Raw genomic sequence first — 16731 nt, forward strand, 5'->3', positions numbered from 1 at the left:
CTTTGGCATGTTATTCAAACTTTCCATGTCAGGGCTGAAAAGTAAGTTAAAAGATTATATCGTCTTACTTGTTGGTCTTGTCATGTCCATTTCAATTTTTTATATGTTCCAAACATTAGCATTAAACGAAGCCTTCCTTAAGGAAAATTCTACTATTGGCCAAATTGGATTCGTATTCCAAGCAGGCTCATTTTTATTAGCGATAATAACCTTCTTCTATATTTTATATGCGAACTCTTTCTTACTATCTCTTCGTCAAAAAGAGTTTGGTATGTATATGATGTTAGGAGCAAAAAAGCATAAAGTTACATTACTTATGTTTATTGAGACAATTGTATTAGGTGCTGCGTCTCTTGCGATTGGACTTGCAGTTGGTATAGGACTTGCAGAAGGTATCGGTCAGTTGTTAATGAAACAACTCGAATTTGCGGGTGAAGGTTATAAAGCATTTTATTTACCATCTATGACTGTTACTTGCATCTTCTTCTTTGCATTATTTGTATTATCAGCAATTATGAATAGTATTAAATTATCTCGTATTTCTGTATTACAACTTGTACATGCAGATGCACAAACAGAACGTGTTGCAGTAAAAGGGAAAATGACAGGTTTAGTTGCATTCCTTGCGGTTATTTTATTAGGTATTGGCTATGCATCAATGATTTATATGGAAAAGCTAAGAGAAATGGGAATCCTTATTGCATTAATTACAACAACAGCAGGTACTTACATGCTATTTGGATCGCTTCTTCCGGTTATTATTAAAAAGTTAAAAAGTAATAAAAAACGAAGCGAAAAAGGGCTTAACGCTTTTACTTTTGCACAATTAAACTTCCGTATTAATAGTTTAACGAAAGTGCTTGCGACAGTAGCAATGTTAGTTGCTCTTGGAGCGGGTGCAATTTCAGGTGGTATGGCGTTTAAAAATAACGTTATAAAAATGGTAGATGGTTTAGTAATATATGATTCAGTAGTTCATAACCCAACAGCTGAAGAAAAGAAAATTTTAGACGGTATTACATTTAAAGAGAAAAATGAATATCGTTACAAAGTAGATGATAAATACGTTTACTATATAAAAGAGGATTTAGAGAAAAATCGTCCTTTAGTAAAAGATATGACAAGCATGAAGTCGATGAAAGATTTAGTGAATACGAAGAAAGCTTCAGAGGAACTACCAGTAGGTGCAGTTTCTAGAGAAATGAATGAAAAAGATGCGAACGCTAAAGAACTTCCAGAAGAATGGGTTGATGCTTTTAGTACAATCCATCCATATTATATATACGAAGATCATGCGATTAAAATTGTAGATCAAAAAATGTACGATGGGATAAATGGTAAAGAAGGTATAGCATTTATCGGAAAAGCAGATGATTTCTTAACATACACAAAAGAATGGAAAAAACTTGACGAGTTGCAGCTAGATAAATATAAAAATGTAACGGCTGAAAGAATGAACAGTAAATATCAAGCTTACGATATGTTCTACGGTGTTGCGAGTGGAACAGTATTTATGGGCTTCTTCCTTGGAATTGCTTTCTTAGCAATGATGGCAAGTTGCTTAATGTTTAAAATTCTTTCTGGTGCATCAAAAGATATTACGCGTTATCAAATGCTTCGTAAAATCGGTGTGCGCCGTGAATTATTAACGAAATCAATTTATAAAGAGTTATTCTTAGTATTCCTATTCCCAGCAATTGTGGGTATTGCTCACGTATTAGTTGGTATGAATATTTTCGGATTTATTTTAATGGATCCATATTTCCGTATTTGGGTACCAATTGTAATTTTCGTAGTTATTTATGCGATTTATTACTTCATTACAGTTCAATTGTATAAAGGAATTGTTCTTCCAAAAGAGGACTAATAACAAAAATACCGAGCATAGGGTGCTCGGTATTTTTCGTTATTTTCAGAAAAAATAACGAAAAACATTGATATGTTACTTAATTATATTATATAATATAATTAAGTAACATAAACTAAACATATAAAGTAGCAGGAAATGAAAGGAGGAATCCAACTTGCAGAAAGAAGATGGATCTTTATTTGAAGTTATAGGTATAGCGCTAAGGTCCAAAGAAGTTTTACTATTTTCATTTTTATCCCTCGTTATTTTTCTAACCGCAACGTATTTTTACAATAGTAAGTTTCCAAATCATAAATATCCAGAATTTTTAGGTGCATTAAAGTATATCGCTCCAATTGTATAGCGTAAAAAATTTAAAAGGAAATGGATAATACATGGAATTCCCATAGCATGATAAGGTAAAATGGACAACATGATGAGAAAATTACCGTTCATAAGATGAGGAGAATACATGTATGGAAGTTGTAGAGGCATTAAAAGATATAAGCCAAATTGAGGCTATGAAAAAATATTTGAAAGAGCATTCCCAGCGAGATTATCTTTTATTTGTTATTGGAATTAACACTGGATTAAAAATTACTGAACTATTGAGTATTAAATTTGAAGATGTATTAAATGAAGATGGAACTGTTAAAGAGTTTTATTCTCTTCCTGTGAAAGATGAAAAGTTTAAACAAGATATTTATTTAAATACAAAAGTAAAAGAGGCGCTTTTAGCGTACGTACAATCTTTTGATATTCAAAGAGAAAACTACGTATTTCAATCTAACAAAACAACAAATTCAATCTCACGCCAACAAGCGTATCGTGTTATCCATAGCGCAGCTGAAGCGGTCGGAATACTTGGTAAGATTGGAACGAACTCAATGCGAAAAACATTTGGATTTCATGCATATAAAAGAGGAATAGCAATTGCACTGTTGCAAAAACATTTTCATCACGCGACTCCTTCAGAAACGTTAAAGTATTTAGGGATATCAAAAGATGAGAAGTTTAAAACAGAGATTGATGTAGATTTGTAAAAGGGAAGAGCCGTAACTAAAAAAATTTAGGAGGCGGGAATATGAATATTAGAGAGAGTGAACTACCAGGCATTGGATGTAAATTTGAAGTGATAACAAAGGGTAATGAAAAAATGGTTATTGTTATTCACGATGATGGACGAAGGGAAATGTATCATTTTGATGCGGATCATGATGAGAGTATCTCAAGCATTTCTCTTCGCGATTCTGAGGCGAGACAAATTGCGGCTATATTAGGCGGGATGGTATATAGACCACAAGCTTTAGACACGATTGAGATGGCTTTTGAAGGATTATCAATTGAATGGTTTAAAGTAGAAAATAACGCACCAGTGGTACAAAAAACAATTGGTAGCTTACACGTTAGAAAAACATATAACGTAACAATCATTGCTATTTTGAAAAAGAATATGAAGAAGTTCTTTAATCCAGGCCCAGATTCTATCATTGAAGCTGGCGATATGCTCGTATTATCGGGCGAAAGACATGAAGTGAAAAGAATTATTAATGAGTTGCTTTCAGCAGGAGGTGATTCGTAATCGATGGATACTTTAATTTTTGAAGTTGGAACTGCGTTAGTATTAGTCGCTTTTGCAGCTATCCTCGCTGCAAAGTTAAAGTTTTCGATTATTCCGTTTCTCATTATACTTGGTATGCTAGTGGGGCCTCATGCCCCAGATTTAGGGCTTATCGATTTAAGGTTTATTGAAAGCGGAGAAGTTATTTCCTTCCTCGGCCGTGTTGGCGTCATATTCCTCCTATTCTACTTAGGCTTAGAATTCTCAATAAAAAAATTAATTAAATCAGGAAAGTCGATTGTCCTTGGGGGAACTGTTCATATATCACTTAATTTTATATTAGGTTTACTTTATGGATATATAATGGGCTTCCCCTTACTAGAAACATTAATTATTGCTGGAATTATTACAATCTCATCGAGTGCAATTGTAGCGAAAGTAATTGTTGATTTAAGAAGATCTGGTAATAAAGAGACAGAGCTAATTTTAGGAATCATTATGTTTGATGACATCTTTTTAGCTGTATATTTATCAGTCGTTTCAGGTTTAGTACTCGGCGGTGCAACGTCATTTGTAGGTGCCCTTACATCTGTTTTAATCGCAGTAGGATATATGTTACTATTCTTTGTGGTCGCTAGAAAAGCTACGTCGTTCCTAAATAAAGTATTAGATATTTCGTCAAACGAAATTTTTATTATCGTAATATTTGCTATTTTATTCTTTGTAGCAGGATTTTCAGAAACAATTCATGTTGCGGAAGCGATTGGGGCTTTATTGTTAGGACTCGTCTTTTCAGAAACAGAGCATAGTGATCGAATCGAGCATCTCGTCGTCCCGTTTCGTGATTTCTTTGGAGCTATATTTTTCTTCAGTTTCGGTTTAAGTATAGATCCGTTTTCGCTTGGAGGAGCAGTATGGTTGGCATTAGGAGCAGTTTTCATTACTCTCATCGGTAATTTTACAGCTGGAATGATTGCAGGGCGTAAAGCTGGGTTATCGCATAAGGCTTCTACGAATATAGGTTTAACACTTATATCACGCGGGGAATTCTCCATTATTGTCGCGAATCTCGGAATAGCGGGTGGCTTAATGGCAACGATTAAACCGTTCTCAGCTTTATATGTTTTAATATTGGCGTCGTTAGGGCCATTATTAACGAAGGAGTCTGGGAGAATATACTCTCTACTAGACAAAATATTTAAATGGAATGCTAAAGAAAGTGCAAAACGTAAAAAGGAAGTTGGATAACCTTTCGCGAGGGAACGATTCCATTATTTATAGATTAATATTTTACAAAGACGATTAGAATACATTCTAATCGTCTTTGTGCTATTATCTGAATTTCATCAACTATTAATCAGTTGCCTTCCTATTTAAAAACGACTACAATTTTACTGTTATATATATGAACGAAAAAAAGAGAATAGGAGGGGAGACTATGCCAAGGAAAGTATGGCTATTAGTAGCTGGGATGATTATTAATGTCACGGGTGCTTCTTTTTTATGGCCTTTTAATACAATTTACTTACATGATAGTTTAGGGAAATCTTTATCAGTAGCCGGAATGGTATTAATGATCAACTCGCTTACTGGTGTAATCGGAAACTTGCTCGGCGGTGTTTTATTTGATAAATGGGGCGGTTATAAATCAATTTTAGTAGGGATTGTCATTACACTTGTATCGATTTTAGGTCTTGTGTTCTTCCACGGTTGGCCGTTATATGTTGTGTGGCTAGCATTAATCGGATTCGGTTCTGGAATGGTGTTTCCATCGATGTATGCGATGGTTGGTACGGTTTGGCCAGAGGGCGGAAGACGAGCATTTAATGCGATGTATGTTGGACAAAACGTTGGGATTGCGATTGGAACAGCGTGCGGTGGTTTAGTTGCGTCTTATCGTTTTGATTATATTTTCTTAGCGAACTTTATTTTATACTTTGTTTTCTTCTTAATTGCTTTTATTGGATTCCGTGGTATGGAAGACAAAAAAGAGTCAGGAGTACAAAGAGAAGTCGAAACGAAAAAAGGTTGGTCACTTACACCTGGCTTCAAAGCACTTCTTATCGTATGTGTAGCATATGCTTTATGCTGGGTTACATACGTACAGTGGCAAGGGGCAATTGCAACACATATGCAGGAATTAAATATTAGTCTGCGTCATTATAGTTTATTATGGACGATAAATGGAGCGATGATTGTTTGTGCGCAGCCACTTGTTAGTATGCTAATTCGCTGGATGAAGCGCTCTTTAAAACAGCAAATTATGATTGGAATTATCATTTTTGCGGCGTCGTTTATTGTTTTAAGTCAAGCGCAACAATTTACAATGTTCCTCGTTGCGATGGTGACATTAACAATTGGTGAATTATTCGTATGGCCGGCAGTGCCAACCATTGCTAATATACTTGCACCGAAAGATAAACTTGGGTTTTATCAAGGGGTCGTAAATAGTGCGGCGACTGTAGGAAAGATGTTCGGACCGGTCGTTGGCGGAGCGATTGTTGACTTATACAATATGGAAGTATTGTTTATAGCGATCATGGTAATGCTTGTAGTAGCGCTTATAGCAACGAGTATTTATGATAGACGAGTAAAAGTAGAAGAAACAGTTGAAGAAAAAATTGCAGTTTAGTTTGACGGAACAAGTAACATGTTTTAGAATATATTTAAATTAACTCATATTTGTAATAACAGTGAAAAGGAATAGTAGTAATAGAAGCTGGTTTAGAGAGTTGACGGTCGGTGCAAGTCAATCCACGTTTCGTTATGAACTCGCCTTTGAGTTGCAGTTGTGAAACTAATAGTAGCAATTGCCGTTAATCCACGTTACGGATCTAAGCGAATGTATATATTACATTAATTTAGGGTGGTACCGCGGGAATCTATAACCTCTCGTCCCTTTCTAGGGATGAGAGGTTTTTTGTATTTTGGGCGGTGAAAATAAATAGAATTTCAAGGAGGGTATCTCATGAGCTTTAATCATCAAGAAATTGAGAAGAAGTGGCAAGGGCATTGGGAAGAGAATAAAACATTCCGTACGCCAGATGAGACAGAAAAACCAAAATTTTATGCACTAGATATGTTCCCATATCCATCAGGTGCAGGCTTACACGTAGGTCATCCAGAAGGTTATACAGCGACAGATATTTTATCTCGTATGAAGCGTATGCAAGGATATAATGTTCTTCATCCAATGGGATGGGATGCATTCGGTCTTCCAGCAGAGCAATATGCACTTGATACTGGAAACAGCCCAGCAGAATTTACAGAGCTTAATATTAATACGTTCCGTAATCAAATTAAAGCATTAGGCTTCTCTTACGATTGGGATCGTGAAGTAAATACAACGGATCCAAACTACTACAAGTGGACACAATGGATCTTCCTAAAACTATTTGAAAAAGGTTTAGCTTACGTTGATGAAGTACCTGTAAACTGGTGCCCAGCACTTGGTACAGTACTTGCGAATGAAGAAATAATTGACGGTAAGAGTGAGCGCGGTGGACATCCAGTTGAGCGTCGTCCGATGAGACAGTGGATGTTAAAAATTACAGCATACGGAGATCGTCTATTAGAAGATCTAGATGAGCTTGATTGGCCAGAAAGCTTAAAAGATATGCAGCGTAACTGGATTGGTCGTTCTGAAGGTGCAGAAGTACACTTCAACATCGATGGTACAGATGAGAAGTTTACAGTTTTCACAACGCGTCCTGATACACTATTTGGTGCAACATACTGTGTACTTGCTCCGGAACATGCACTTGTTGCAGAAATTACAACAGCAGATCAAAAAGAAGCTGTAGAAGCTTACATTAACTCTGTTAAAATGAAGAGCGATTTAGAGCGTACAGAACTTGCGAAAGAGAAAACTGGTGTATTCACTGGTGCTTACGCAGTTAACCCAGTAAACGGTGAGAAATTACCAATCTGGATCGCTGATTACGTTCTTGCAACTTACGGAACAGGTGCTGTAATGGCAGTTCCAGCTCACGATGAGCGTGATTATGAATTCGCATCAGTATTCAATCTTCCAATGAAGGAAGTTGTAAAAGGCGGAGACATTACGAAAGAAGTGTACACAGGTGATGGTGCACACGTAAACTCAGCATTCCTTGATGGTTTAAATAAAGAAGAAGCAATCGTAAAAATGATTGAGTGGCTTGAAGTAACGAGCGCAGGAAATCAAAAAGTAACGTACCGTCTACGTGACTGGTTATTTAGCCGTCAACGTTACTGGGGTGAGCCAATTCCAGTAATCCATTGGGAAGATGGTACAATGACAGCTGTAAAAGAAGAAGAATTACCATTAGTTCTTCCAAAAACAGAAAACATTCGTCCTTCAGGTACAGGTGAGTCACCACTTGCAAACATTGAAGAGTGGGTAAATGTTGTTGATCCTGAAACTGGTAAAAAAGGTCGTCGTGAAACAAACACAATGCCACAATGGGCTGGTAGCTGCTGGTACTACCTACGCTACATCGATCCAAACAACAGCGAAGCACTTGTAGACCCTGAAAAAGTAAAACAATGGCTTCCAGTTGATATTTATATCGGTGGTGCAGAGCACGCTGTACTTCACTTACTATATGCTCGTTTCTGGCATAAAGTATTATATGATATCGGTGTAGTTCCAACGAAAGAACCGTTCCAACAATTATTCAACCAAGGTATGATCTTAGGTGAAAATAACGAGAAAATGAGTAAATCAAAAGGTAACGTTGTAAACCCGGATGATATCGTAGCAAGCCACGGTGCAGATACACTTCGTCTATACGAAATGTTCATGGGACCATTAGATGCTTCAATCGCTTGGTCTGAAAATGGTCTTGACGGAGCTCGTCGTTTCCTAGACCGCGTATGGCGCCTATTCATTCAAGATAACGGTGAATTAAGTGAGAAAATCACTGATGCACCAAATAAAGAGCTTGAAAAAGCTTACCACCAAACAGTGAAGAAAGTAACAGAAGACTATGCAGAGCTTCGCTTCAACACAGCGATTTCTCAAATGATGGTATTCATCAACGATGCATACAAAGCTGAAACACTTCCGAAAGAATATGTAGAAGGTTTCGTAAAAATGATTGCACCAGTTGCGCCTCATATCGGGGAAGAACTTTGGAGCAAGCTTGGTTACAATGAAACAATCACATATGCAAGCTGGCCAACATTTGATGAGTCTAAACTTGTAGAAGATGAAGTTGAAATCGTTGTTCAAATTATGGGCAAAGTTCGCGCAAAATTAACAATGAGTAAAGACGCATCAAAAGAAGAAATGGAACAACTTGCACTTGAGGCAATCAAAGAACAAATTGAAGGGAAAACAGTTCGTAAAGTAATTGTTGTTCCTGGAAAACTTGTTAACGTTGTTGCAAACTAATTAATTATTAATAAAAGCTCAGAGCGTTTATGCTCTGAGTTTTTTTATGTGAAAAATAAGTTCTGGATCCCCTTCATCAATGGAGAACGAAGAAAAAGGTGCGGAATTCCCATATAGACAAACACCTATTCTTCTATAGGAAATATGATAAAAAAGGTAGGTTAAATTGAGCAGAAGAGGTGAAAGGAATGAAAGGGATGGACAATAATGCACCACATGGCTTCTTCGGAGGTGGATCGGATAGTTATGGACAAATGATGTCCATGGGAGGAGATGGTCAACACGGATATGGCGGAATCCCAAGTTGGATGGGAGGAGATGGTCAACACGGATATGGTGGAATCCCAAGTTGGATGGGAGGAGCAGCTGGAGGATTTCCGACGTCAGTGGCTGGAGCACAGACAGGAATTCCGACATTGGTAGGAGGAGCACAAGGAGGAGTGCCTGTAGGCATGCCAACTACATTTCCATCTTTCGTAGGAGGAGCACAAGGAGGAGCACCAGTAGGTATGCCAACTACATTTCCATCTTTTGTGGGAGGCGTACAAACAGGATTTCCTGTACCTGGCGTCGGTGTTGTAGCTGGAGGAGTCGGTGGTTTCCCTCAAGGTGTTCACGGTCATCATGTGCATCACGGTCATCACCAACATCACGGTCATCACCAACATCACGGCCATCACCAACATCACGGCCATCACCAACATCACGGCCATCACCAACATCACGGCCAGCATCAACATCATGGTCAGCATCAACATCATGGTCAACACCAAGGGCATCATCAGCAACAAGTACATCATCATGGTCATCACCAAATTCATCCGCAAGCGGTTCTTTTCCAAACACACCAAGGTCAACATCATCACCAAGGTCAACACCATCACCAAGGTCAACACCATCACCAAGGTCAACACCATCACCAAGGTCAACACCATCACCAAGGTCAACATCATCACCAAGGTCAACACCATCACCAAGGTCAACATCATCACCAAGGTCAGCAGCATCATCAAGGTCAGCAGCATCATCAAGGCCAACAGCATCATCAAGGCCAACAACAATATCAGCAATATCAGCAGCAACAACAGCCTTGGGCAGGTGGAATTGGAGCAGGGGCGGCAGCAGGAGCAGCAGCTGGTACTGCAGGAGCAGCAGGACACGCGGGACACGTGGGTCATTAATAGGCCAAAGGAAAAAAGACATAATAAAAAACTGCTAGGAGATCCTAGCAGTTTTTTTCTGCCTCTTGACGTTGGCGTTCGATTTCCGCACGAAGTTGTGGTTCCGGTGCTTGCCATCCTTCTGGTTTCATAATTTTGCCGTCGCCCTCGCGGAATCGAGGCTTTCCATCAGGGAATAGTTTTGCCATGTTAGCATTGTTTACAATTTCGAATCCTTTATCTGGACGTACGCCCATTTCTGCAAACGTTCCGAATGCAAAGTAAATAAGGTCAATAAGTGCATCATATTGATCTTCAACAGTTGTTGCTTCTAGAAATTCTTCTAACTCTTCTTGCATAAAACTAGCACGAATTTTTGCACGCTCTTCTGTTAGTTTTGTTGGAGTATTTGTCACAGGATGTCCGAATACTTCGTGCATTTTCGCAACAAGTTCGTATCCTTTATCTAAACCTTTTTCGTTTGTCATGTTGTTTCATCCTTTCTTACGTTATGCCGAAGTTTATTGTAACATAAGGTAGTTATTTAATAAAAAGAACATCTTATGAGAAATAAGATGTTCGCTTGTTATTCTTCTTTCTTAATTAAAACGGATAAAATAAGATCGATACCAAACATTCCGATGAGTAGCATCGGTATAACGACAAGTAAATAACGTGTGAAGGAAACATTTTTTAAGTATGTATGAGCAAATAAAAAGACGCCGAGAAATAAAATACCGTTTAAAATAGGCTTTACTAATTTTTTAGACATAAGCTCCCCCGTAAATATCCTTTTCTCTATTTAAAAATAAAAACTCCCTTCTCCGTTGTACCATGCCAGAGAGGGGAGTTCAATCATTAACTTATTCAATCACACCAGAATTTGTAATATTTACGGTGTATTTTATTTTAATAGGGACATCTTTATACATTCTTCGCCACTCTTCTAATTTGAATGGACGATAATGTTGTCTATATTTTGCTCCAAGTCCAAGGGGATCAACATTTAGAGATTTAAACTGTTTAATTAGTTTTGTAGCTTTCGCATCTAATTGTTTTTCGACTGACTTAGCTATTTTTGTTGTATTTTTTTTGTTTTCTAAATTAAATTTTCTAGAGAGCTCCTGAATACGAGCGTCCACCTTTACATGAATATAGAAAGAAGGTTTCCCATTTTTTATGTTTACCTCGTAGGTAGGAACGGAACGAATGTTATTAATCATTGCATAGCCAGGATTGGTTTTAAATTCATGTGAGTCCAAGCGGTGCTTTTCTAGCAGTCCTTTGAAAACAAACATATCGTGGTACTTAATTGTTCCGACTAACTTATCCTTTTTCAAGAGACCGATACCAGTAATCTTTATTTTATCTCCATGTTTTTTGAGGATAGGCATATAGGAATCTTGTCCTTCACGGTAGTACCTGAAGGCACCTAAATACAAATTGTCAGTTGGCAAAGGGCCAGTGTCCATATTATGTTCTAACATTTTTTTTATATAAATCGCAACATTGTAAGATGTACTATATTTTCCTTTAAATAGTTCAGTACCACTGCCTTCTAATAGTCCAACATACAGTGAGTTACCAATATTCACATCACGAATTAATGTGTCAAAGGAGTTGGATAATCCTTTTTTAGCAACCTTTGTTGTGAATAAGGCAACACGCATTTGACCGCTTGCGAACGGTTGCGAAGATTCTAAAGATGTATCTGCCTTTACTTGTTTTACTGCGTTTCCTGTTCCCTCATAAACTTGAACTTTATTGCCCTTTTTTTGTATAGGACAAACAAATGTAACTTTTACTTTATTATCTTTTGCTGTATCGAAGACAGTTCCTTGAATGAGTTGAACATCATCAATAATATTTTTTTGTAAGCAACCAGTTAGACTGAAGATACTGATGCAAATAAGAAGTATTAATTTTCTTTTGGTTTTTTCCATTTTCTTTTCACCCACACAATAATAAATAGAATTGGGATGTATACATATATAAGCCAAAAACTAACTTTAGATGTATTGCTAATAAAATCATTAATATCATGCCTGTTCGTTAAAAGTTGTGAAACAACTAAGGTGATAAGCATAAAGGCGATTAAAATGCTACGTTGCTTAACACGAAAGATTTCATGAGTTCCTCTAGTAGCAGCCCATAAAGGTAGAATAAAGCTCGTAACAATAACGAGAGCATAAGCGGAAATAGCAATATACTCAAGTCGCTCTATAAAAGGAAGCTTAATAACTTGTGTCATTGAAAGTTGAGACCAAATTGTTTTGAGTAGTTGTTTTTCACTAAAGAAAGTAAAAGCGAGAATAGTACTAAACAAATATAAGCAGTTAGAGAATAATGCCCCATATTGTGCGAATTTATGGGACTTCTCTGGCTCTTTAACAAACGGATAAACCATAAGAAAAATTTCAAACCCTGTCATACTATAAATAGATAGTTTGGCCGCTTTCAAAATATCGGTAAAAGAATGTGAAAACATCGGAAGTAAATTATCCCAATGTGCGAATTTCAAAATAAAAAGACTTAGAAAAAGATATCCTAAGGTCCCGCCAACAGAAATGACACAAATGCCTGTAATGACGCGGAAGCCTGATGAAATAATGTAATAACTTATTAAGCATAAAAAGAATGTGAGCATCCAGGTGGATGCACTAGGAAACATCCATACTTGAATAATTTCGACATATGTTCTAACTACAGAAATACTTACAATAAAAAAATAAGCCATAAAGATGATACTAATGCCGTTTCCAATCCATTTTCCAAAAGTTTGCTTGTGTAAATCAATTAAGTTTCCCTTTGTATTTTTTAATGAATAGTACATCATCCATATAAGAATATGGATACAGATTCCTGTGAGTAGAACCCCCATCCAGCCATCGTACCCAGCTACCTTTGCAATAATACGAGCGAATCCGAGAACACCAGCACCAAACTGTGCACTGTGAATTAAGAAGAAAACAAAGATAGGAGATATTTGATATTTTTCTTGAACTTTACTCATCAATGCACCTCATTTCTTAATCATCAAAATCCGATCTATGTTTTGTTGAAATTCCTTTTGCGGACTTTTTCACATGCTGTGGTCTCGCTTGTACATCTCTTGTATCAATCATCGTTAATGGAAAACGAATCCATGAATCTTTCATTGATTGTTGTCTAGTTGGATAAAAAAGTGCGTACGGTTTACGTAAAGAAGTTAGTCTAAAAAGATGGGTAAATAAAAAGATAAATCCAAGAGAGATACCAAATAGACCGCCTATTTCTGCAAAGGCGAGAAATGGGAAACGCAGTAAACGAACGGCGTTACCCATTTTATAAATGGGCGTAATAAAGGAAGCTAACGCTGATAAGGCAACGATAATTAATAAAATATTACTCGTTAAACCAGCTTGCACGGACGCTTGCCCGATTACGATACCGCCTACAATACCGAGCGTTTGTCCGACCTTCATAGGTAATCGCGCGCCAGCTTCTCTTAATAAATCAATCGCAAGTTCCAAGAAAAGTGCTTCTATTAAAGGGGGAAATGGTACTTGAGCCCTTGATAAAATCAATGTTTCAAGTAAGTCACTTGGAACTAATTCATAATGATAATTCAAAACTGCAACGTATAATGGAGTTGCACAAATTGAGAATAGAACAGCAATCAATCTTAAAATCCTTGAGAATGTAGCGTATAACCAAGAAACGTTATAGTCTTCTGGTGAAATGAAAAAGTCGAAATATGATACAGGTGTTAATAGGACACTTGGAGAACCATCAACAAAAATAGCGATTTTTCCATCAATAAGTGCTTTTGTGACTCTATCAGTGCGTTCTGTATTTATATAGAGTGGGAAAATTGACTTTTCACCCATTAATTCTTGTATATAAGCACTATCGTTAATTTGATCATATTCAAGAGCGCGTAATGATTCCTCTAGAAAATCTACATTATCTTTCTCAGCTAAGTTATTTAAATACATCATAACGACTTTTGTTTTTGAGAACTCTCCGATAATCATTTCTTTTGTTTGTAACTCTAAAACAGGAAGGCGTTTTCTTACTAAATTAATATTCGTATCAATATCCTCTACGAAGCCTTCTTGAGGTCCGATAACGGTTGATTCATTTAATGGAGGAGTTGGTGCACGATAATTATCAATTGCAATATTTGCAAGCATACACTTTTGATCTTGCTGATTTAATTGAATAATTGCATGGCCTTTTAAAACCATGTCCTCAATTTTTTGTAAGTCGTTCGTAATTGTAATACCACTCATCGGAATATGTTCTTTTAATTCTTCTAATGGAGCGCAAGGACGTTCCATTAGAGTAGGCATTAAATACTTTTGCAATTTCTCACCATCAAGTGAAGGGCGATAGTAAGAAATCCAATAAGGCATCGTTTCATCGTCAGATGTGTGGTAATTAACAAAATCACTAGACTGTTTCAGCTTCTCTATTAAATCTTGTAGAGAATGGATATGGTCATTTGCTGGCTTGCTAAAGTCATAAATGCTGTTACTTCCAGAGCTTTGCTGTTTCTCTTGGGAAGAATCGTCTTGTTTAGTATTTTGCTGTTTTTCTTTGGAAGAATCGTCTTGCTTAGTATTTTGCTGTTTTTCTTGGGAAGAATCGTCTTGCTTAGCATCTTGCTGTTTGTTTTGAGAAGAATTGTCTTGCTTAGCATCTTGCTGCTTGTTTTGAGAAGCCTCGTCTTGCTTAGCATCTTGCTGTTTGTTTTGAGAAGCCTCGTCTTGTTTGGAATCTTGCTGCTTGTTTTGAGAAGCCTCGTCTTGCTTAGCATCTTGCTGTTTGTTTTGAGAAGCCTCGTCTTGTTTGGAATCTTGCTGCTTGTTTTGAGAAGGCTTGTCTTGCTTAGCATCTTGCTGTTTGTTTTGAGAAGCCTCGTCTTGTTTGGAATCTTGCTGTTTGTTTTGAGAAGGCTTGTCTTGCTTAGCATCTTGCTGTTTGTTTTGAGAAGCCTCGTCTTGTTTGGAATCTTGCTGCTTGTTTTGAGAAGGCTTGTCTTGCTTAGCATCTTGTTGCTTGTTTTGAGAAGAATTCTCTTGCTTAGAAGGCTCCTCAGTTTGTTCCGTATTTTTTTGTTGGTTATTCTTATCTTTACTCTGTTTCATGCTTCTAGTCTGCTTTTTGTTATTGTTCTCTTGTTCGTTAGGCTGTTGTTCCGAGTCATTTGTCTCTTTTGCATCTGCTGTATTTGAGTTTTTTTTCTTACGTAACCAATTCCAAATCATATGTATTCCCTCTTTGATCTTGTAATATAGTGCTATTTTGTGGCTAATTTTGTATATTATTCATTTATTTATGAAAAGAAGAAGGAGAATGCTTTCCGCAGAAAAAAATCCTTTAGTAAGCAGTTCATAATATGACGGGAAGAAGGCGAGTCTGTGCAAATTGTAAAGAAGGAGAAGTTTATTTTAAAAGAGTTTATTTTTGAAAATGGTAGGGAAATTCCTGTTCAAATGGGGTATGAGACGTATGGTACTTTAAATAGAGAAAGATCCAATGCGATTTTGGTTTGCCATTATTTTAGTGCAACAAGTCATGCGGCAGGAAAATATACAGCGCATGACGAGGAGTCTGGTTGGTGGGATGGATTAATTGGACCTGGGAAAGCAATTGATACAAATAAATATTTCGTTATATGTACTGATAACCTTTGTAATGTACAGGTGAAAAACTCATACGTTATTACTACTGGACCAAAATCGATTAATTCAGAAACAGGAGACGAATACGCTATGGATTTCCCTGTATTTACATTTCTTGATGTAGCTCGTATGCAATATGAGTTAATAAAAGATATGGGGATTTCTAGGTTGCATGCTGTAATGGGACCGTCGGCAGGTGGGATGATTGCGCAGCAATGGGCTGTCTACTATCCTCATATGGTGCAGCGAATGATTGGAGTTATTACGAATCCGCAAAATCCAATTATAACGTCGGGCAATGTAGCACAAAATGCGATTGAAGCAATTCAACTGGATCCAAATTGGAAAGGTGGAAAGTATGGAGAAGAGCAGCCAACGAAGGGTCTTCATTTAGCAAATCGAATGATGTTTATGAATGCGTTTGATGAACATTTTTATGAAACAGCATTCCCGCGGAATAGTATAGAAATGGCACCTTATCAGGAATTTTCTGCATTAACATCATTTGAGAAAGAGATTAATAAAGTGACATGCAAAAGTATAGATTTAGTAGATGCAAATTCATGGATGTACACTGCGAAAGCAGTCTTATTACATGATATTGCGCATGGATTTTCTTCTTTAGAAGAGGCTCTTTCTAATATAGAAGCGAATGTACTCATGATTCCGTGCAAACAAGATTTACTTCAGCCACCCCGTTATAATTATAAAATGGTAGACATTTTGCAAAAACAGGGGAAATATGCAGAAGTGTATGAGATAGAAAGTATAAATGGGCATATGGCTGGGGCATTAGATGTTCATTTATTTGAAAAGAAAGTTTACGAGTTTTTAAATCGGAAAGTATCTAGTTTCGTGTAGGAAATAATTAATGTGGAAAGGTGCATGATTTATAGTAGGCACCTTTTTTTACATGATTTGCAGACGGAAAATATATGAAGCGACTGATAAACCGAAGAAAGCTATACTAAGTAATAGAAATAAGAATGACATTTCTTGAGGGGATTTTATCTTTTTATTATTTTTCATACTAAGAGCAATAACTGCAAAAACTAAGAAAATGATGCCCATAATGAAAAGAAAAAGTGTCATTTTAACTGGCTCCTTTCATCAAA

Annotated in this window: 15 protein-coding genes and 1 other annotated feature; of the genes, 9 read left to right on the forward strand and 6 right to left on the reverse strand. The window is 36.9% G+C overall.

Annotated elements, in window-relative coordinates; translation table 11 throughout:
* Positions 1-7: 7 nt before the first annotated feature.
* The 8 genes from QCI75_RS03575 (at position 8) to QCI75_RS03610 (ending at position 9968) form a co-directional block, all read left to right on the forward strand.
* Positions 8-1867: an FtsX-like permease family protein gene (locus tag QCI75_RS03575; protein WP_353759976.1), complete on the forward strand. Its 1860-nt coding sequence runs from the start codon at positions 8-10 to the stop codon at positions 1865-1867.
* A 157-nt stretch (positions 1868-2024) separates the two neighbouring features.
* Entirely contained in the window at positions 2025-2213 is a 189-nt protein-coding gene (locus QCI75_RS03580) for a hypothetical protein (RefSeq protein WP_002067637.1), read from the forward strand.
* A gap of 112 nt (positions 2214-2325) precedes the next feature.
* Entirely contained in the window at positions 2326-2892 is a 567-nt protein-coding gene (locus QCI75_RS03585) for a tyrosine-type recombinase/integrase (protein ID WP_144508446.1), read from the forward strand.
* Positions 2893-2933: 41 nt separating this feature from the next.
* On the forward strand, positions 2934-3431 hold the full coding sequence (locus QCI75_RS03590; protein WP_001026047.1) for a cation:proton antiporter regulatory subunit: 498 nt from the start codon (positions 2934-2936) through the stop codon (positions 3429-3431).
* A 3-nt stretch (positions 3432-3434) separates the two neighbouring features.
* A complete protein-coding gene (locus tag QCI75_RS03595) occupies positions 3435-4658 on the forward strand; it encodes a cation:proton antiporter (RefSeq protein WP_144508445.1) in 1224 nt (407 codons plus the stop codon).
* A 190-nt stretch (positions 4659-4848) separates the two neighbouring features.
* Positions 4849-6042: an MDR family MFS transporter gene (locus tag QCI75_RS03600; protein ID WP_353759977.1), complete on the forward strand. Its 1194-nt coding sequence runs from the start codon at positions 4849-4851 to the stop codon at positions 6040-6042.
* Positions 6043-6094: 52 nt separating this feature from the next.
* Positions 6095-6313, forward strand: a binding site (T-box leader).
* 65 nt (positions 6314-6378) lie between these two features.
* Positions 6379-8787, forward strand: a complete 2409-nt coding sequence (leuS, locus tag QCI75_RS03605; RefSeq protein WP_144508443.1) for a leucine--tRNA ligase — start codon at positions 6379-6381, stop codon at positions 8785-8787.
* A gap of 188 nt (positions 8788-8975) precedes the next feature.
* Complete coding sequence (locus QCI75_RS03610; RefSeq protein ID WP_144508442.1) at positions 8976-9968, forward strand: VrrB protein; 993 nt, start codon at positions 8976-8978, stop codon at positions 9966-9968.
* A gap of 44 nt (positions 9969-10012) precedes the next feature.
* Here QCI75_RS03610 and QCI75_RS03615 read toward each other — a convergent pair whose 3' ends face one another.
* The 5 genes from QCI75_RS03615 to QCI75_RS03635 form a co-directional block, all read right to left on the reverse strand.
* Positions 10013-10435, reverse strand: a complete 423-nt coding sequence (locus tag QCI75_RS03615; protein WP_016106401.1) for a pyrophosphohydrolase domain-containing protein — start codon at positions 10433-10435, stop codon at positions 10013-10015.
* A 98-nt stretch (positions 10436-10533) separates the two neighbouring features.
* Positions 10534-10719, reverse strand: coding sequence for a hypothetical protein (locus QCI75_RS03620; RefSeq protein WP_002129504.1), 186 nt, complete (start codon positions 10717-10719; stop codon positions 10534-10536).
* 91 nt (positions 10720-10810) lie between these two features.
* On the reverse strand, positions 10811-11890 hold the full coding sequence (locus QCI75_RS03625) for a Ger(x)C family spore germination protein (RefSeq protein WP_063218527.1): 1080 nt from the start codon (positions 11888-11890) through the stop codon (positions 10811-10813).
* Positions 11866-12960 (reverse strand): spore germination protein, encoded by a 1095-nt coding sequence (locus tag QCI75_RS03630; protein WP_144508479.1) that lies wholly within the window; start codon positions 12958-12960, stop codon positions 11866-11868. The genes QCI75_RS03625 and QCI75_RS03630 overlap by 25 nt, the downstream gene beginning before the upstream one ends.
* A 16-nt stretch (positions 12961-12976) precedes the next feature.
* Positions 12977-15199: a spore germination protein gene (locus QCI75_RS03635; RefSeq protein WP_144508480.1), complete on the reverse strand. Its 2223-nt coding sequence runs from the start codon at positions 15197-15199 to the stop codon at positions 12977-12979.
* A gap of 153 nt (positions 15200-15352) precedes the next feature.
* Here QCI75_RS03635 and QCI75_RS03640 point away from each other — a divergent pair, with 153 nt between their 5' ends.
* The gene (locus tag QCI75_RS03640) at positions 15353-16477 is read left to right on the forward strand and encodes a homoserine O-acetyltransferase family protein (RefSeq protein WP_144508481.1); all 1125 of its coding nucleotides are present in this window, start codon (positions 15353-15355) and stop codon (positions 16475-16477) included.
* A gap of 48 nt (positions 16478-16525) precedes the next feature.
* Here the strand turns inward: QCI75_RS03640 and QCI75_RS03645 are convergent, their stop codons facing one another.
* Positions 16526-16708, reverse strand: a complete 183-nt coding sequence (locus QCI75_RS03645) for a hypothetical protein (protein WP_002015640.1) — start codon at positions 16706-16708, stop codon at positions 16526-16528.
* Positions 16709-16731: the final 23 nt, after the last annotated feature.

It is taken from the genome of Bacillus cereus group sp. RP43 (assembly GCF_040459645.1).
In the GTDB taxonomy this organism is placed as follows: Bacteria; Bacillota; Bacilli; order Bacillales; family Bacillaceae_G; genus Bacillus_A; species Bacillus_A mycoides_C.